This is a genomic window from Megasphaera hominis, assembly GCF_014269395.1.
In the GTDB taxonomy this organism is placed as follows: domain Bacteria; phylum Bacillota; class Negativicutes; order Veillonellales; family Megasphaeraceae; genus Megasphaera; species Megasphaera hominis.
Genome location: NZ_JACOGK010000046.1, coordinates 1 through 17999, shown reverse-complemented (window position 1 = coordinate 17999; position 17999 = coordinate 1). Strand labels below are relative to the sequence as shown.

The following is a 17999-nucleotide window of genomic DNA, read 5'->3' as shown; positions in this document are numbered from 1 at the left end:
AGTCCCATACCTGCGTCTCGATGCAACAGGACTGCTTTCATTCGTTTTTCATAAGAATACATTTTAAACCTCCTGACATTTAGTGATCATGTCAGGTCCAACTTTTTGTCCGCACCTCCACATCCAAACCAAACCACACAACCCCGCATTGACAGTGTTCCCTGTATATAGGTATAATAGAATGTATTCTTTTATCTACAAAAGTAATGCATTCACAAAACTTATATCAACTTATTCATACACAATGGGGAGTGTATCTATGCGTAAAGTTAATGCTTCGGGGAGTATTCCTTTCGAGAACAAATATAGCTTTTTTCTATTGCCCTTGGTGCTGGTGTGCGTCGATTATTTCGCCGTGTGGTGCGCTGAATGGGCCGCTTTTAGTTTACGGAATTTCTTGATTCCTTCGCCGGTGTTGCGGATTTCCTGGCTTAGTTCCCATGTCATCGGGCCGGCTGTGTTTTTGCTTTTTATGCAGATCAGTTCTCTTTACACGCGGCGTATGCAGTTTTGGCGCACCATGGCGGCGATTTTCCGGGTTACTGTGTATGCCATGGTGACGCTCATTTTACTCATGTACGTTTGGGAAGTGGCAGGTAGTACGTCCCGTCTTTTCACGGGTTTTATGGCGATTTTTTCTTTTTGTTTCCTCGTTGCCTTCCGCTATGTGGCGAAGAAAATTTTCGAGCACTTCGGAATTCTCCAGATTCCGGTCCTCGTCTTAGGGGCCGGGAAGACGGCGGCTTTGGTCTTAGGGAACCTGAAGAGTGATGCCGGCTTGGGCTACGATTTCATTGGTTACCTGGAAGATAATACGCCGGAAGAGCCCGTAGCTTCCATGATGCCTTGTTTAGGCGGCTTTTGTGACGCCGAAAAGATCATTCAGGAGACGGGCGTGCGCCACGTGCTGGTCATCGCTCCAGGCCTGCATAACGATGGTATTCAAGACATCATTTACCGCTTACAGCCCTTGGTGAAGACCATTTCCTTCATTCCCGATATGGGCCGGGTGCCCTTGGCAACCCTCGATATGGAAAGCCTCATCGATGGCCATATCGTGGCCTTTAGCGTGCGCAACAACCTGGCTCATTGGTACAACCGCTGGGTCAAGCGGGTCTTCGATATCGTCTGTACAACCTTAGGCCTCATCGCGTTGTCGCCCCTCTTCTTGGTCATTGCCCTTTGGATCTACCGCGATTCACCAGGGCCGGTCATCTTCAAGCACCGCCGTATCGGCAAGAACGGCAAGTCCTTCGATTGCTACAAGTTCCGCAGCATGGTTATGGATGCTGATAAAAAGCTGGAAGAGCTTCTGGAAAAAGACCCGGCCATTCGCGCTGAATGGGAAAAAGACTTTAAGCTCAAAGACGATCCGCGCATTACGAAAAGCGGCGCTTTCCTGCGTAAAACCAGCCTAGACGAATTGCCCCAGCTCCTAAATGTCCTCAAAGGGGAAATGAGCCTCGTCGGCCCGCGGCCCATTATCCGCGACGAAGTCGAACGCTATGGCAAATGGATTGCAGACTTCTACATGGTCCGCCCTGGCGTCACCGGTATGTGGCAAACCAGCGGCCGCAGCGACGTCTCCTACGACGAACGCGTCCAAATGGACAGCTGGTACGTCCGCAATTGGAGCGTCTGGTTCGATATTGTCCTCATCTGGCGGACAGTTGGCGTTGTCTTAGGAAAAAGAGGAGCCTACTAGGCTTCCATAGGAAGGAACTATCGTAGTGAATATACAAATACTCATTGCAGCTCATAAACCATATTGGATGCCTCAGGACCCGAGCTATTTGCCCCTCCACGTTGGCGCTGCCGGCAAGGCCGACCTGGGTTTTACGCGCGACGATACAGGCCCTAATATATCAGGGAAGAACCCTCATTTCTGCGAGCTCACAGGCCTTTATTGGGCCTGGAAAAACCTTGACGCCGACTACATCGGTCTCGTCCATTACCGCCGCTATTTCACGCGGAAAGAAGTACACGGTATAGAAGAGAAACGGCAGCAAATCCTCAGTCACGCTGACTGGGAAGGCATCCTCTCCCGGCGCTCCGTCGTCGTCCCAGGGAAACGCCGCTACTACATCGAAACGAACCGCTCTCATTATAACCATGCCCACCACAAGGAAGGCCTCGATATTACGGAAGCCATCATCAAGGAACGCTATCCGGACTACCTGCTTGCCTTCGACCGCATCATGAACCGCACCTGGGCTCACATGTTCAACATGTTCGTCATGCGCAAGGATCTCTTCGACGCCTATATGACGTGGCTCTTCGACATCCTCTTTACCCTGGAAGAGCGCGTCGATATTACCGGCTGGGATACGTACGAATCCCGCATTTACGGCTTCGTCAGCGAACTCCTCCTCGATGTCTGGCTGGAACAGAATAACATTCCCTATACAGAACAAAACGTGTCCTTTATGGAAAAACAAAATTGGTTCAAAAAAGGCGGTGCCTTTTTGAAGCGGAAGCTTTTGGGTAGGGGACAATAGCAGAGAATAAGCATAGCAAATTGGTGGAATTTACACATTCTGTCAATTTGCTTTCGTGCGTTTTGCTTAACTCGAAAGATGAAGTTTTTTATCTTCCTGAAGTGGTTTTGTTGACAGCCGTAATAGTTGTAATAACATGTTTGAGAGGTATTTATGTCATTATCTATTGCTGGTGTTGTGATTCTATACAATCCGGATGAATCTGTTTATAAAAATATTTCATCTTACGCACCATATATACAAAAACTATATATCATTGATAATTCTGAACATACAAACGAAAATCTCCTAAGTAAGATTATTCCACATTCCAATATAATATATATCCCTCATAAAGAAAATAAAGGGATTTCTTATTCTTTAAATGAAGCTTTACGAATGGCAGAAGGACAATATGATTGGTTACTTACTATGGATCAGGATTCGCGGTTTGCTGACGGGAAATTTCCAGAGTATATACAGTGCTTAACGAAACTTGGTGATGATGTATATGGAATATGCCCTGCATCTGGAAGTAATGATGAAAATAAAACCATACTCTTAGAGCCAGTTGAAAAATGTATTACATCTGGAAATATTATACGTATTAAAACAGCAATATGTTGCGGTGGTTTTGATGAAAATCTATTCATCGACGAAGTGGATCACGAATTTTGTTATCGCTGTAATAAAGCAGGCTATCGCTTGTTAAAATATAAAAGAAATATTTTGATACACGCCTTAGGGCATCCTCTTCATAAGAATATCCTAGGATTTCACTTTAATACTCTGAACGAAGGATACATCCGACAATATTATATTTTTAGAAACAAATTATATGTTTGTCATAAATATCCCGAACGAAGATATTTAGAATACAAAGCAATGTTGAAATGGTTTACAAAAATCATTTTGGGTGAACCTGATAAGCTAAAAAAAATATTGTATATATATCAGGGCTTTAGAGATTATTATAGAAAAAAGTTTGGCAAATATCCAGATTGCTGAATGAAATACACGAATAGAGATAAAATAAAGAAAATATCATTTTTTGCGGGAGGAATATATTATGATTTCAGTAGCTATGTGTACGTATAATGGTAGTAAGCATATAAAGGAACAACTGGAAAGTATTATTTATCAAACACGTAAGCCGGATGAAATAATAATTTGTGACGATTGTTCAAGTGATAATACTGTAGAAATAGCCCAGAATTTACTTTCTGTATCAACTATTAAATCGACCATTATACGGAATGAAATCAATCTCGGATTTAGAAAGAACTTCGAAAAAGCCATTGGACTTTGTCATGGAGATATAGTGTTTTTAAGCGATCAGGATGATGTTTGGCTTCCTGAAAAAATAGAAAAAGTGGCGAATATATTCGACAATGATGAAGAAGTCATTATGGCTTTTCATGATGCTTGCCTGGTAGACGGGAACTTACATCCATTATACCCTTCCTTTTGGAAAATCTTACGTTTTAATTATGAGGATTTCCTTGCAAATAACTTTAACATTCTTGGCGTAAAAAATGTTGTGCAAGGAAGCGCATGCGCATTTAAGAAAGAACTATATGATGAAGCAAAGCCTTTTAGTACAATAGCATTTCATGATGAATGGTTAGGACTTATCGCTATACTATTTGATAAAGTGGTCCCTGTAAATTACTGTATGATGAAATATAGACAAGAAAATAACGTGGTAGGGGGTGTTCCAAAAACTATTAAAGAAAAAGTAATATTATGGACGAACGTAAGAAAAAAATTAAAAATACATGTAGATGGGATTGAAAAAAGAGAAGCTATCCTTTCTGAAGTTATATCTAGATATCCAAAAAGGATTGCGCATGCTTCTATTGATATAAAGAAATATTTAGATTTTTTTCATTTACGTGCAAGTTATATTAAAAGCAACTGCTTTTTTGGAATAGTGAAAATGTCTTTTGTATTTTATAAATGCTATCAGTCTCCTTTAATTGCAACAAAGGAATTAGCAAAGGATTTGATGGCATCGACAATAAGATTTTAAGAAATAAAGTTATAATTATGAAGTGAGTGCATTATAGTTAATTAAAAGGAGTTAATAATGAAAGGTATCATCTTAGCTGGCGGCAGCGGCACACGCTTATATCCGCTGACACGGGTTACATCGAAGCAGTTACTGCCTGTATACGACAAGCCCATGATTTTCTATCCTTTGTCGACGCTCATGCTGGCAGGGATTCAGGATATTCTCATCATTTCTACGCCTAGTGATCTGCCTAATTTCGAACGTCTCTTAGGCGATGGCTCTCATTATGGAATTAGACTGTCTTATAAAGTGCAGCCTTCGCCTGATGGTTTAGCTCAGGCCTTTATCTTAGGGGAAGATTTCATCGGTTATGATTCCTGTGCCATGATCTTAGGTGACAACATCTTCTACGGGGCCGGTTTGACGCGCCATTTAAAGGCTGCAGCCTCTATGGAAGGAGGGGCTACAGTCTTTGGCTATTACGTAGAAGATCCGGAACGCTTTGGCGTCATCGAATTCGATAAAGCAGGCAAGGCCATTTCCATCGAAGAAAAACCGCAACAGCCGAAGTCTAATTACGCCGTGACAGGCCTCTACTTTTATGACCATCACGTCTGCGAATACGCTAAACAAGTGAAGCCCTCGGCCAGAGGTGAACTGGAAATTACGGATCTGAATAAAATCTATCTGGAACAGGGCAACCTCCACGTCGTCACCTTAGGCCGGGGCTACGCCTGGCTCGATACGGGGACTATGGACTCCCTCTTTGCTGCCTCAGAATATGTGCGGGCCATTGAAACGCGCTCAGGGATCCACATTTCCATGCCTGAAGAAATTGCCTTCCAAAACGGCTGGATCGATCGGGAATCGTTGGCAGTCAGTGCCCGGGCCTATGGGAAATCACCGTACGGCCAATACCTGCAAAAGGTTGTCGATGGCAAGGTTCTATTTAGGGAGGAAGACATATGAAAATACTCGTAACTGGTGGTGCCGGCTTCATTGGCGGCAATTTCGTCCACTATATGCTGCAGCAGCACCGAGAAGATCAGATCCTTTGTGTCGATAAGCTGACCTACGCCGGCAATCTCTCGACCTTGGCCGATGTTCTGGATCAGGATAATCTTACCTTTGTCCGCTTAGATATTTGCGATAGAGAAGGAATATACAATCTCTTTGAAAAAGAACGGCCTGATATCGTCATCAATTTCGCTGCCGAAAGCCACGTAGACCGGTCTATTGAAAATCCGGAAATCTTCCTGCAGACGAACATCATCGGCACGTCGGTTCTCATGGATGCCTGCCGTAAATATGGCATCGTCCGCTACCATCAGGTATCGACAGATGAAGTCTACGGCGATCTGCCCTTAGACCGGCCGGACCTCTTTTTTACGGAAACGACGCCCCTCCATACGTCGAGCCCTTACAGCAGCTCCAAAGCTGGCGCAGATCTCCTGGTCCTGGCCTATCACCGGACGTACGGCTTGCCCGTTACTATTTCCCGCTGCTCCAACAACTACGGGCCTTACCATTTCCCGGAAAAGCTCATTCCCCTCATGATTATCAACGCCCTCCACGACCAGCCCTTGCCCGTCTACGGCGATGGCTTAAACGTGCGGGATTGGCTATATGTAGAAGACCATTGCAAAGCTATAGACCTCATCGTCCGGAAGGGGAGAACTGGGGAAGTCTACAACGTCGGCGGTCACAACGAAATGCGCAATATCGACATTGTAAAGCTCATTTGCCAGGAGCTTCATAAACCGGAAAGCCTTATTACTCATGTGACGGACCGCAAAGGCCACGACCGCCGCTACGCCATCGATCCGACGAAGATTCACGACGAATTAGGCTGGCTCCCGGAAACGACCTTCACCACAGGTCTCAAGAAGACGATCCAATGGTATCTGACCCATGAAGCGTGGTGGCAGGATATCATTTCTGGCGAATACCAGCAATATTATCAAAATATGTACGGAGGCAGGTCATGAGAGTATTCGTTACCGGTGTCAACGGCCAGCTTGGTTATGACACAGCCTTAGAACTCGTGCGCCGCGGCCACGACGTTACCATAAGCGGCACGAAAGAAATCTATAGCGGCCTGCCAGGCCCACTAGAAAAGGTACCTTATGTACAGCTCGATATTACCGCTAGAGACCGTGTCCACGCCGTCCTTACGGATGTAAAACCAGAGGCAGTCATCCATTGCGCTGCCTGGACGGCTGTCGATGCGGCAGAGGAAGCAGAAAACAAGGATGAGGTCTGGGTTGTCAATGTCTTAGGCACGCAATACATAGCCGAAGCCTGCCGGGATATAGATGCCGTCATGGTCCATATCAGCACGGACTACGTCTTTAACGGCCAAGGGACGGAACCCTGGCCGGCTGATTGCCAGGACTTTGCACCTCTCAATGTCTACGGCGCTTCCAAGCTAGCCAGTGAAAAAGTCGTGGCCACAACGCTGCAGCGCTTCTTCATCGTCCGCATTGCCTGGGTCTTTGGCCCCAATGGGAAGAATTTCGTCAAGACCATGCTCAATCTGGGCAAAACACACGACACGCTGCGCGTCGTAGCTGATCAAATCGGTACGCCTACCTATACGCCTGATGCGGCAATCACCTTAGCAGACATGATATCATCAGACAAGTATGGCTACTACCACGTCACTAACAGTGGCGGCTACCTTTCCTGGTACGATTTCGCCTGTGAAATCTTCCGCCAAGCCGGCTGTGATGTCAAAGTCATTCCCGTGACGACCGCCGAATACGGTGCTGCCAAGGCTGCGCGGCCCTTTAATTCGCGTTTAGATACGAGCAAACTTGAAATAATGGGCTTTCGGCCATTGCCGGCGTGGCAGGATGCGTTGCAACGCTATATTGCCTGGGAACAAGAAACAGAGAAAAGAGGCTAATACAATGGGACAGATCAAAGTAACGAAAAACGTAGGTGGCATCGAAGGCCTGTGCGTCATTGAACCGGCCGTCCACGGCGATGCCCGCGGTTATTTCATGGAAACGTACAACCAAAAAGACATGGAAGAAGCCGGTTTTCACATCAATTTCGTTCAGGACAATCAGAGCAAATCCACGAAGGGCGTACTGCGTGGCCTCCATTTCCAAAAACACTATCCTCAGTGCAAGCTCGTCCGCGCCGTACGCGGCAGCGTCTTCGACGTGGCCGTAGATTTGCGGCGCTGTTCTGAAACTTATGGTAAGTGGTATGGCATTGAGCTGACCGAAGAAAATAAAAAGCAATTTCTCATTCCTGAAGGCTTTGCCCATGGCTTCCTCGTCCTCAGCGATGAAGCTGAATTTTGCTACAAGGTCAATGACTTTTGGCATCCCAACGACGAAGGCGGCATGGCCTGGAACGATCCGGAAATCGGCATCGTCTGGCCACAGGTTACGGGAGCTTATTCCGGCTCTGCCAGTGCAGCCGGCTATTCCTTGTCTGATGGCACGCCCTTGAACCTTAGTGATAAAGATCAGCAGTGGCTGGGGTTGAAGGAAACCTTTGCCTTTGAGTAATAAATCATAATTAAGGTAAAATTCCGGACGCAGGAGTATACGTAATGTCTAAAAGTATTACTAAAAACTACATCTATAATTTGAGTTATCAAATTCTTACGTTGATCACTCCTTTTATTACGATCCCTTACTTATCCCGTGTCCTTGGACCTGATGGCATAGGTGAGTACAGCTTTACCTTTTCTATTGTCACGTACTTTGTCTTAGTGGCCAATCTGGGCGTTGCCAATTATGCCCAGCGGGAAATTGCCTACCATCAAGATGACGACTACGTATTGAGCCGTATCTTCTTTGAAGTGAATGTCTTGCGATTCGTACTTGTCGGTGCCAGTATGGTCGTGTACTATTTCCTCGTTTCGTCGTGGCACGTATCCCATACGATCTATTGGCTCCAAGCTCTCAACATTGTAGCTGTCTTATTCGATATTTCCTGGTTCTTTCAAGGCCTGGAAGAGTTTGGCAAAATCGTATTCCGTAACTTTCTCGTGCGTATTGCCAACGTCGTCCTCATTTTCGTCCTCATTCATGAACCAGCAGATCTCTTAGCCTATACGGCTCTCATGGGGGCTATGAATATCATTTCCGGCGTCTTGATTTGGTTCTATGTGCCCCAATATGTGCACAAGGTACCTGTGAAAGAATGGAAGCCTTTTCGTAACTTTAGCGTTATTTTACAGCTCTTTTTGCCTCAGATTGCCATTCAGATTTATATCGTTATGGATAAGACACTGCTTGGCGTATTAGCCGGTTCCTACGCAGAAAATGCCTATTATGAACAGGCTGACAAGATCGTTAAGCTACTTCTCACTATTGCCACGTCTTTGGGGACGGTCATGTTGCCGCGTATTTCCTATGCCTATGCCCATGGCTTAAAGGAAGACGTAGAGCGCTATATGATGCGGTCCTATCGCTTTACGTGGTTTCTTACGATTCCCATGTGCTTAGGCCTCATGGCCGTAGCACCGAGCTTTGTCCCTTGGTTTTTTGGCCCAGGCTATGAACCGGTGACGACGGTCTTACAGGTCATTAGCGGCATTATCATTGCCATTGGCCTTAGCAATGTGACGGGCATTCAATACTTAATTCCTACGAACAGGCAGAATGAATTGACCTTGTCCGTCACCATGGGGGCTATTTTTAATCTTTGCATGAACCTATATATGATTCCCCGTTATCAAGCTGTGGGTGTGGCACTGGCGACACTGTTGACAGAATGGTTGGTAACCATTGTTCAGTTTTACATGGTGCGACATGACCTTCATCTGAAGCGTATTCTTTCTATTTCACGTATGTATTGGCTAGTTGGAATAATTATGTTCATCATGGTATATGCCATAGGCCAATATGCAAGGCCTACATTCTTTTATACAATTATAATCTCTTCGGTTGGCGGAATCGTATATTTTATAGGACTACTTGCCTTAAAAGATAATCTGATTTATGCTGTACTTAATAAAGCGAGGAGTAAATTACATATTTAAAGTATACTTATAAAGGTTGGAACCTGTCTATGTCACAATTACTATCCCTCGTCGTCCCGTGCTACAACGAAGAGGCGACCATTGAAATCTTCTACAACGAAATACTGAAGTACGAAAAGCAGATTGATGCGGACCTTGAATTCTGCTTCATCGACGATGGCAGCCGCGACAAGACCCTGTCCATTTTGCGCCAGTTGCATGCAAAGGATGAAAGGGTGCACTACATTTCCTTTTCCCGCAATTTCGGCAAGGAAGCAGGCCTCTATGCTGGCCTTTCCATGGCCAAGGGCGATTATGTAGCCACCATGGACGTAGACCTCCAGGACCCGCCGTCCCTCTTGCCTAAGATGTGGCGTATGCTCCATACAGAAGGGGAGGAGATCGACTGCATCGCTACGCGCAGGGATACGCGTACAGGTGAGCCGGTCTTGCGTTCTTTCTTTGCCAAACTCTTTTATAAATTCATCAACGCCATCTCCAAGACGAACATCGTCGATGGCGCCAGGGATTTCCGCATGATGTCCCGGCAGATGGTAGACGCCGTCGTGGCCGACCGGGAATACAACCGCTTTTCCAAAGGTATCTTCAGCTGGGTAGGTTTCCATACAGTCTGGCTTTCCTATGACAATATTGAACGCAGTGCCGGTGAGACGAAATGGTCCTTTTGGAACCTCTTCCGTTATTCCATTGAAGGTATCTTAGCCTATACAGTCGTCCCCCTTTATGCAGCGTCAGTCCTGGGCATCATCATGTGCGTCCTATCCTTCCTGGCTTTAGCCTTCATTTTCATCCGTTCCTGCATTTGGGGCAATAACGTCGCCGGCTGGTCGTCCCTAGTCTGCATCATTACCTTCTTAGGCGGCATTATGATGCTCAGCCTCGGCATTATCGGGCTTTATTTATCAAAAATCTATTTGGAAACGAAGAAACGGCAAATCTATATCGTCCGCGAGCAGAAATGAAAACCTTATAGTGCTATCAAATTCTCAGGGTGTCGTCGTCACGGCATCCTGTTTTTTACGGTCTCATTCGTTGACGTAACAGACGCCCTCTGTCTATAATAGTTATATTGTAATCAACAAAGGTGGTGCAACCATTGGCAAGATATATTATGCTTCAAGGCACGAGCTCCCACGTAGGCAAGAGCGTCCTCGCTACGGCCTTGTGCCGGATTTTTTATCGCAGAGGCCAGCGCGTCGTCCCGTTTAAGGCGCAAAACATGGCCCTCAATTCCTATGTCACCAAAGAAGGCCTGGAAATGGGCCGGGCCCAAGTGGCGCAGGCCGAAGCAGCGGGCTTAGAGCCGTCCGTAGAAATGAACCCCGTCCTCCTCAAACCGACGGGGAACAGCTGCTCCCAGGTCATCATCGATGGCCGTCCCTTAGGCAACATGTCCGCCCGGGACTACCATACAGGCTATGCCCTCAAGGCCTTTGACGCCGTTAAGGCAGCCTTGGCTAAACTCGAAGAAAACTATGATACAATCGTCATCGAAGGTGCCGGCAGTCCGGCTGAAGTAAACCTACACGATCATGATATCGTCAACATGCGCGTCGCCAAGTACGCCCAGGCGCCGGTCCTCCTCGTCGCCGATGTCGACCGGGGTGGTTCCTTAGCCGCCCTCGTAGGCACGCTGGAGCTCTTAGAACCGGACGAACGGGACCTCGTCCGGGGCCTTATTGTCAACCGCTTCCGCGGCGACATCAGCCTCTTCGACCCGGCAGTAGCCTTCCTGGAACAAAAGACGGGTAAGCCCGTCCTGGGCGTCATTCCCTATATTGAAGACTTAGGCATTGACGAAGAAGACTCAGTCTCCTTAGAAGACAAGCAAAGCCTGCCTGCAGCTGGTGACCTGCAAATCGCCGTCATCCGCTTGCCCAAAATCTCCAACTTCACTGATTTCGACAGCTTAGCAGAAGAGAAGGATGTAAGCCTTTATTATGTAAGCGATGCCGGCAGCCTGGGCCAGCCGGACCTGATCATCCTGCCGGGCAGCAAGAATACGACGGGCGACCTGCAATGGCTCCGCCAGAGCGGCGTGGCTGCCGCCATAAAAGAACGCTATCGGAACGGCACGCCCCTCATCGGCATTTGCGGCGGCTACCAAATGCTGGGCACGGCAATTTACGATCCTTTACACACGGAAACGGATTGCGACGCTATCGAAGGCTTAGGCCTTTTGCCGGTGGAAACGACCTTTGCCGCGGCAAAGGCGACCTATCAGGTCACAGCCCAGTGGCAGGCGCTGCCCTTCTTGGAAGCAACCCTTACGGGACCGTCCCTGAAAGGCTACGAAATCCACATGGGCCAAACGACCGTCGCTGATCGGGAATTATCCCAGCTCACCGTCACCAGCCGTTCCGGCCGGCCCTGTGCTCTCAAGGCCGGTACGGCCCGCAAGGATGGCCAGGCCTTTGGCACGTACGTCCACGGCCTCTTCGACAACGACCAGTTCCGCCGGGACCTGCTCAACGCCTTGCGCCAGCACAAGGGCCTGCCGCCCTTAGGGGCAGACCTGCGCTATGACGACGAAAAAGAACGGCACTACGACCGCCTGGCCCGCATCGTCGCCGCCCACTTGGACCTGGACAAGCTAGATGCCATCATGCGTGAGGCCCACCCATGACGACGTGTATTGCAGCCTTTTTCCTCGATCTGATCATCGGCGATCCACAGACGCGTTTCCATCCTGTCGCCTTGCTAGGCCGTCTGATTGGCTGGCTGGACCATTTCTTTTACCAAAAGACAGCCTCACCCGGAGTACAGCTCATTGCCGGCGCCATAGTCGTAGCTATCGTCCTCTTAGTGACGTGGAACGTCGTCCTCATCCTGCTCTGGGGCCTCGGAAAAATCGGCAATTGGTACGTCTCCGTAGCCGTTCAAGCCCTGGTCCTCAGCTTTACCATTTGCCCGCGCAGCCTGGCCCAGGCTGGTACGGCTATTCGCCGCCTCTTGGAACACCATAACCTGGCCCAGGCCCGCCAGCGCGTAGGCTGGATCGTCGGCCGCGATACAGAAAACCTGGACGAAGGGGAGATCACCAGGGCCACTGTAGAAACAGTAGCGGAAAACACGACAGACGGCATCGTCTCGCCCTTATTCTATTACGCCTTAGGCGGCCTGCCCTTGGCCGTCCTCTACCGGGCCGTGAACACGATGGACTCCATGCTGGGCTATAAGAACGAAAAATACCTCTATTTCGGCCGTGCCGCCGCCCGTCTCGATGACGTAGCCAACTTTATCCCGGCCCGCTTTACAGGCGTCTTGACGGTCGTAGCCGCCTTTTTATTGCGCTTTCACTGGCGCCGGGCCTGGCAAATTATGGGCCGCGATGCCCATAAGCATCCCAGCCCCAATGGCGGCTGGGCTGAAGCCTCTGTAGCCGGCGCCTTAGGCATCCGCCTGGGCGGCTACAACAGCTATTTCGGCAAGACCACCTTCCGGGCCTACATGGGCGATCCCATTCATCCCTTGCGGGCCCGTCACATCCGGCAGGCCATCAGTCTCATGTATACCGTCACTATCCTGGCGGTCATACTGACGGCCCTGGCCTGGCTGGGGAGGTGACGCCGTGCACCTATCCGTCTCCGTCCCCGGTTCGTGCGGCGAATTCATTCAAGGCCGCTGGCACGGCACACCCTTTTTGCTCACCTGTCCCATCGACCTCTACAGCACGGCCACCGTGCACGAAGGCGAGCAAGGGCCTCTACAACCTAAAGCAAAAGCAGCCTTGGCCGCTACCTTAGCCTATCTGGGCCAGCCGGCCTTTCCCTACAGCCTCTCCATCCAATCGCAGCTGCCGCCGGGAAAAGGCATGGCCTCCAGCACGGCCGATATTGCCGCCGTCAGCGTCGCCGTCGCCACGGCACTAGGGAAGACCCTCTCAGCAGCAGAAATAGGGCACCTCGCCGCTACCATCGACGCCGTAGACGGCGTCTTCGCCCACGGCCTGGCCTTAGTCAATTACAGCACCGGCGACATTTTGCGTACGTACGGCCCTGTACCGCCCATGAAAATTGCCATCTTAGACGCCGGCGGCATTGTCCAAACAGAAGACTTTCACGCCGCCACGGACCTGCTCGTACCAGCGCACACAGAAGCAGCAGCCCAGGCCCTGGCCAGCCTGAAAGACAAAGTGACAGCAGAAACACTAGGCAAAGCTGCCACGCGCAGCGCCGTAGCGCACCAGCCATACCTGCCCAAACCGGACCTGGAACAGCTCATCAGACTGGCCAAGCAACACGGTGCACTAGGCGTCAACACAGCCCACAGCGGCACCATCTGCGGCATCCTCTTCCCGGCAGATAGAAGAGAAGCAGACATAGAAGAAACAGCCAAGACCATAGCCGGCACCCTTGGCACCTACACCTACTACCGCACAGTCCGCCTCATCAGCGGCGGCGTGCGCATCCAAAAGGAGGGAATCCATGCAACCCTTTGAACACGGAGGCAACATCTACAACGACCCAAGCAAACAATGGCTTGATTAACGAGGGAACACCCCTGCACCAGTCAGCATACAGGGCAACCTGTATGACCAGTGGCCAAGGCCACGCCAAACTATCTGAATTGCTGGAAACTCCTAAAGACAGCAGAGCCACAACGCAAGGCTGAAACAAACCTAAACGTGAAGGCCGCGAAAGCAGAAAAAATCTACTGTATAGCATACGGTCAAACCCTACGTGCCAGAAAAAATGGACAATCAGCAGCCAAGGCCCGAACAAGGCAAGGTTCAACGACTATTCCCAAAAGGAAGTAGGTGCAAGCGCACCGAAGCGGATAGGCCCTGAAAAGGGATAAGATATAGTCTATGCTTGCACGAAAGTGCAAGAAGTTCAAAAAAGAGAACTGCACGGGCCCAGCGCCCCCGTGTGAAATTTGCTTTCCCTTGCCTTCCCCATGGTGGGCACAGCATGCCTGTGTGCATGCTGTGGTTCCTGCGTCCGCAAAAAGGACGCAGGAAGGGGAACAGGTGGGCGCGAAGCGCTCGGAAGAGGCGTATCGTGCCTGTGTGCACGATACGGCCTAACTACTACTAGATTGAAGTCATTCAATCTAGTAGCCAACTAATAGTTAAAACGTGGATCCATTAAAGTTCTATAACCGGGGAGAGAGGGTAATTATTACAAAAATTATTTTTTATAAATACCCTCTCTCCCGGCTTCGCCGTACTCTCCCCTATAAGGGGAAAGCCTTCTGCTCGCATATCTTAAATCACAGTTTTTTATATAGAAAGCTATATATTTTTTTTAGTATGTGAATCGATGGCTTTCCCCTTATAGGGGAAAGTGGGCGCGGCTTCGTCCGCGGTCGATAGAGGGTAATTACAAAAATTATTTTTATAAATACCCTCTTTCCCGGCTTCGTTAGTGCTTCATTGCATCAACGTTAGAGCTACCGTTTTCTCCTCTCCCGGTCCTATCGGACCACCCTCCCCACCATGGGGAAGGCAAAATGGGAAAGCATGAAAGCAAAATCAGTATAGTGCAAATATTAATCCCTTGGGTCTTTCTTTATCTGTAAAAAACACAATTCTTTCTCACCTAAACTCTATCATTCATTACCCGGATCCGGAGTGCCGGGGGCTTCGGGCTGCTATTTCTTCTTTCTACAGTCTCGAAACTTCATTCATCCTGCCTGGGAATGGTGCGGCGGAGTTGTTGTACCTTCTCATGGAGGTTCTGCGTCCTAAGCGGGTCTTGATTCCGGCTCCTTCTTTTAGTGAGTATGCCCGGGCGGCTGTGTCTGTTCATGCCGACGTGGTGTATTGGCCTCTTCAGATGGAGGCGGGATTCCAACCGGATTTAGGGGCTTTGGCCGCTGAGGCTTGTCACTTCGATTGCTTGTTCTTGGCGAATCCCAACAATCCTACAGGGAATTTACTGCCTCGTCGTGAGGTCATGCAGCTTTTAGAATCCTTGCAGCACACGGACACGTACGTCGTCATAGATGAATCGTTCATTGATTTCCGCAGCGATGGAGGAGAGTATAGCGTTGCTGATTTGGTGCGCTCCTATCCCCGGCTCATTGTCCTCCATTCTCTGACGAAGATCTTTGCACTACCGGGCCTGCGTCTGGGCTTTGCCGTGGCAGCGCCGGAACTGGTCACCGCAGCTGAGACCCATACCGACGTATGGCACGTCAACGTCCTGGCTCAGGCGGCCGGTGTCGCGGCTCTGCAGGACACAGAATACCTAACCAGAACGCAGGCCTTTGTACAAGCCGAAGGAAAATATCTCTATGGCGAGCTCCAAAAGCTGCCGCATCTCCGTGTTTGGCCGCCGTCGGTCAATTTTATCCTCGTCCAGAGTTTGCGCCAAGACCTGCCGGCTCATGTATTAAGACAGAACCTTCAAAATGAAGGTATTCTCCTACGTGATTGTGGGAACTATCCCGGTCTTACGCCGTATTTCTTTAGACTTGCTGTCCGCACGCAGTGTGAAAACGAGCGCCTCATCCATAACCTGCGCGCTTGTTTGACCGCGAAAAGTACGGAAAAACCGCTGTAAATAGCATAACTCAATCATAACAAAACGCAGCCTCTGGTCTCTTAGAGGCTGTTGTTTTTTTGTTCATAAAAACAGGAGAAAAAGCCGGACTTTCCCTGAAAATCCATTGAAAAATAGTAGCATACAAGAGAATTTGAGAAATTAAGACTTAAAATTTTAAAACTTTTGCACAGTAAAGGCCAATAAACAGAAAAGATTGAACCATATTTCACATTTATATTAAAACAAAATGAGAAGGACGTTAAAAAGCGGTTAAACATTTAAAATATTAATAACAAAAGTAGATATATTTAAATTTTTATGATAAAATGTAGTAAACAACAATTGAAGCGGCCTTCGAAGCGTGCTCACTGTTTCTTGTTTTTATCTATTGTTAGGAGGTAAGACGTATGGGTGCAAAAAAAGGTAATCGAACTATTGCGATAGGCTTAATGCTTTTCGCCCTGTGGTTTGGCGCAGGGAACTTAATCTTCCCGGCTTCCATGGGTCAGGCAGCAGGTACCAACGTATGGTATGCCGTCGGTGGCTTCGTCATTACAGGCGTAGGCTTGCCGTTACTGGGCGTACTGGCCATGGGCTATTCCGGCTGCAGCAACCTGCAGGAACTGACCAACCGCATTGACAAGAGATATGCTATTTTCTTTACTGTTATTTCGTACTTAGCCATTGGCCCGGCTTTCGCTATTCCTAGAACCGGCACGGTTTCCTATGAAATCGCCGTTCGCCCGCTGCTCAATAATGGCGGCAGCGATCCGATTATGTGGGCCTTCCTGGTTGTTTTCTTCATCATCACGTGGTGGCTCTCCATCAGCCCGGCTAAACTGGTCGACCGTATCGGCAAGATCCTCACGCCGGCACTGCTCCTGACCATCCTGGCCCTGATCGTTAAATCCCTTGTAACACCTATGGGCGTGCCCCAGGCGCCGCTCGCGAAATACGCAACAGGCGTTATGGCCCTGTCCCAGGGCGCTATTGACGGGTACAACACCCTCGATGCTATCGCAGCCTTCGTCTTCGCCATCTTGGTCATTGAATTCGTAAAAGAAGACGGCGCTACGACAAAAGAAGAAGTAACCCACGAAGTATTCAAAGCCGGCGGCCTCGCCGTTGGTCTCTTAGCCTTCGTATACGTCTTCGTAGCTTACTTAGGTGCCCAGTCCGTACAAGCCATTGGCATGCAGGAAACAGGTGCTCCGGTTCTGTCCCTTAGCGCACAGATCCTCTTCGGTTATGGCGGTGCCCTCCTCTTGGCAGTCATCGTACTTCTGGCCTGTCTCTCCACATCCATCGGCCTCGTAACCTCTTGCGCAGCGTACTTCCATCAGCTCATCGGTCACGCTAGCTTCAAGACCTACGTAACCATCTTTGCCGTAGCTTCCTTCCTCGTAGCTACAGCAGGCCTGAAGACCATCATCGTCGCAGCTATTCCGGTCCTGATGTTCGTATATCCTCTCGTAGTATCCAACATCATCCTGACCTTCACACACAACCTCTTCGGCGGCCGCCGCTGCGTATGGGTATGCTCCACAGCCTTTACCTTCGTACCGGCCCTCGTCACAGGCTTACAGACCGCTAAAATCGGCCTTGGCCCGGTAGATGCTATATTTGAAGGATTACCGCTCCATTCCCTCGGCATGGACTGGATCCCCTTCTTAGTAGTAGGCTTCATCGTAGGCCTCATCTACAAAGCAGCAGTCCCCGATAAAGACGCACAGACCGAAGAAGCATAAGACGAGTTGCTGAAGACTCAAAGACAAGTAAATAAGTAAGTATTTAATGAAGCCCGTATCCAATAGGATGTGAATCCTGCGGATACGGGCTTTTGCTTTCCCAGAGGGGAAAGTACCGGGAGCGAAGCGATAGGGGGTGCAGACGTTTTTTTGGACCGTCCTCACTTTGTAGGCAATAAGCCTAAACTTATTCTATACTGTATCGGGCTCATGCCACCCAAAGACATCTTAATCCGATCTTCGTTATACCAATGAAGATATCTA

At 48.9% G+C, this 17999-nt stretch carries 16 protein-coding genes; 15 read left to right on the top strand and 1 reads right to left on the bottom strand.

Annotated features, from left to right (window positions below; genetic code table 11):
• The first annotated feature begins 259 nt into the window (after positions 1-259).
• The 15 genes from wbaP to brnQ all read left to right on the top strand — a co-directional run bounded on the left by wbaP (position 260) and on the right by brnQ (position 17735).
• Positions 260-1705: an undecaprenyl-phosphate galactose phosphotransferase WbaP gene (wbaP, locus tag H8J70_RS11530; protein ID WP_186504442.1), complete on the top strand. Its 1446-nt coding sequence runs from the start codon at positions 260-262 to the stop codon at positions 1703-1705.
• Positions 1706-1730: 25 nt separating this feature from the next.
• On the top strand, positions 1731-2498 hold the full coding sequence (locus tag H8J70_RS11525; RefSeq protein WP_186504441.1) for a DUF4422 domain-containing protein: 768 nt from the start codon (positions 1731-1733) through the stop codon (positions 2496-2498).
• Between the two features lie 153 nt (positions 2499-2651).
• Positions 2652-3485 (top strand): glycosyltransferase, encoded by an 834-nt coding sequence (locus H8J70_RS11520; RefSeq protein ID WP_186504440.1) that lies wholly within the window; start codon positions 2652-2654, stop codon positions 3483-3485.
• A gap of 61 nt (positions 3486-3546) precedes the next feature.
• The gene (locus H8J70_RS11515) at positions 3547-4509 is read left to right on the top strand and encodes a glycosyltransferase family 2 protein (protein ID WP_186504439.1); all 963 of its coding nucleotides are present in this window, start codon (positions 3547-3549) and stop codon (positions 4507-4509) included.
• Positions 4510-4566: 57 nt separating this feature from the next.
• Entirely contained in the window at positions 4567-5460 is an 894-nt protein-coding gene (rfbA, locus tag H8J70_RS11510) for a glucose-1-phosphate thymidylyltransferase RfbA (RefSeq protein WP_186504438.1), read from the top strand.
• A complete protein-coding gene (gene rfbB, locus H8J70_RS11505; protein ID WP_186504437.1) occupies positions 5457-6479 on the top strand; it encodes a dTDP-glucose 4,6-dehydratase in 1023 nt (340 codons plus the stop codon). The genes rfbA and rfbB overlap by 4 nt, the downstream gene beginning before the upstream one ends.
• A complete protein-coding gene (gene rfbD, locus H8J70_RS11500) occupies positions 6476-7399 on the top strand; it encodes a dTDP-4-dehydrorhamnose reductase (protein WP_186504436.1) in 924 nt (307 codons plus the stop codon). Before rfbB ends, rfbD begins: the two co-directional genes overlap by 4 nt.
• A gap of 4 nt (positions 7400-7403) precedes the next feature.
• Positions 7404-8015, top strand: a complete 612-nt coding sequence (rfbC, locus tag H8J70_RS11495; protein WP_186504435.1) for a dTDP-4-dehydrorhamnose 3,5-epimerase — start codon at positions 7404-7406, stop codon at positions 8013-8015.
• A gap of 44 nt (positions 8016-8059) precedes the next feature.
• A complete protein-coding gene (locus H8J70_RS11490; RefSeq protein WP_186504434.1) occupies positions 8060-9496 on the top strand; it encodes a flippase in 1437 nt (478 codons plus the stop codon).
• Between the two features lie 29 nt (positions 9497-9525).
• On the top strand, positions 9526-10458 hold the full coding sequence (locus H8J70_RS11485; RefSeq protein WP_186504433.1) for a glycosyltransferase family 2 protein: 933 nt from the start codon (positions 9526-9528) through the stop codon (positions 10456-10458).
• Positions 10459-10592: 134 nt separating this feature from the next.
• Complete coding sequence (locus tag H8J70_RS11480; RefSeq protein WP_186504432.1) at positions 10593-12122, top strand: cobyric acid synthase; 1530 nt, start codon at positions 10593-10595, stop codon at positions 12120-12122.
• The gene (gene cbiB, locus H8J70_RS11475; protein ID WP_186504431.1) at positions 12119-13063 is read left to right on the top strand and encodes an adenosylcobinamide-phosphate synthase CbiB; all 945 of its coding nucleotides are present in this window, start codon (positions 12119-12121) and stop codon (positions 13061-13063) included. The genes H8J70_RS11480 and cbiB overlap by 4 nt, the downstream gene beginning before the upstream one ends.
• A gap of 4 nt (positions 13064-13067) precedes the next feature.
• Positions 13068-13937 carry a GHMP family kinase ATP-binding protein gene (locus H8J70_RS11470; protein ID WP_186504430.1) on the top strand — a complete coding sequence of 290 codons (870 nt, stop codon included), beginning with the start codon at positions 13068-13070 and terminating at the stop codon, positions 13935-13937.
• 1051 nt (positions 13938-14988) lie between these two features.
• Entirely contained in the window at positions 14989-16005 is a 1017-nt protein-coding gene (gene cobD, locus H8J70_RS11465; protein ID WP_288298797.1) for a threonine-phosphate decarboxylase CobD, read from the top strand.
• Positions 16006-16394: 389 nt separating this feature from the next.
• Complete coding sequence (brnQ, locus tag H8J70_RS11460) at positions 16395-17735, top strand: branched-chain amino acid transport system II carrier protein (RefSeq protein ID WP_186504428.1); 1341 nt, start codon at positions 16395-16397, stop codon at positions 17733-17735.
• A 161-nt stretch (positions 17736-17896) separates the two neighbouring features.
• Here the strand turns inward: brnQ and H8J70_RS11455 are convergent.
• Positions 17897-17999 (bottom strand): IS3 family transposase (locus H8J70_RS11455; protein ID WP_186503584.1); only part of this gene is annotated, 103 nt, incomplete at its 5' end.

Excerpts from the sequence above, each read along its gene's own strand:
- wbaP (WP_186504442.1), top strand. The coding sequence starts at position 260 with ATGCGTAAAGTTAATGCTTCGGGGAGTATTCCTTTCGAGAACAAATAT.
- H8J70_RS11520 (WP_186504440.1), top strand. The coding sequence starts at position 2,652 with ATGTCATTATCTATTGCTGGTGTTGTGATTCTATACAATCCGGATGAA.
- H8J70_RS11515 (WP_186504439.1), top strand. The coding sequence starts at position 3,547 with ATGATTTCAGTAGCTATGTGTACGTATAATGGTAGTAAGCATATAAAG.
- rfbA (WP_186504438.1), top strand. The coding sequence starts at position 4,567 with ATGAAAGGTATCATCTTAGCTGGCGGCAGCGGCACACGCTTATATCCG.
- rfbB (WP_186504437.1), top strand. The coding sequence starts at position 5,457 with ATGAAAATACTCGTAACTGGTGGTGCCGGCTTCATTGGCGGCAATTTC.
- rfbD (WP_186504436.1), top strand. The coding sequence starts at position 6,476 with ATGAGAGTATTCGTTACCGGTGTCAACGGCCAGCTTGGTTATGACACA.
- rfbC (WP_186504435.1), top strand. The coding sequence starts at position 7,404 with ATGGGACAGATCAAAGTAACGAAAAACGTAGGTGGCATCGAAGGCCTG.
- H8J70_RS11490 (WP_186504434.1), top strand. The coding sequence starts at position 8,060 with ATGTCTAAAAGTATTACTAAAAACTACATCTATAATTTGAGTTATCAA.
- H8J70_RS11485 (WP_186504433.1), top strand. The coding sequence starts at position 9,526 with ATGTCACAATTACTATCCCTCGTCGTCCCGTGCTACAACGAAGAGGCG.
- cbiB (WP_186504431.1), top strand. The coding sequence starts at position 12,119 with ATGACGACGTGTATTGCAGCCTTTTTCCTCGATCTGATCATCGGCGAT.
- brnQ (WP_186504428.1), top strand. The coding sequence starts at position 16,395 with ATGGGTGCAAAAAAAGGTAATCGAACTATTGCGATAGGCTTAATGCTT.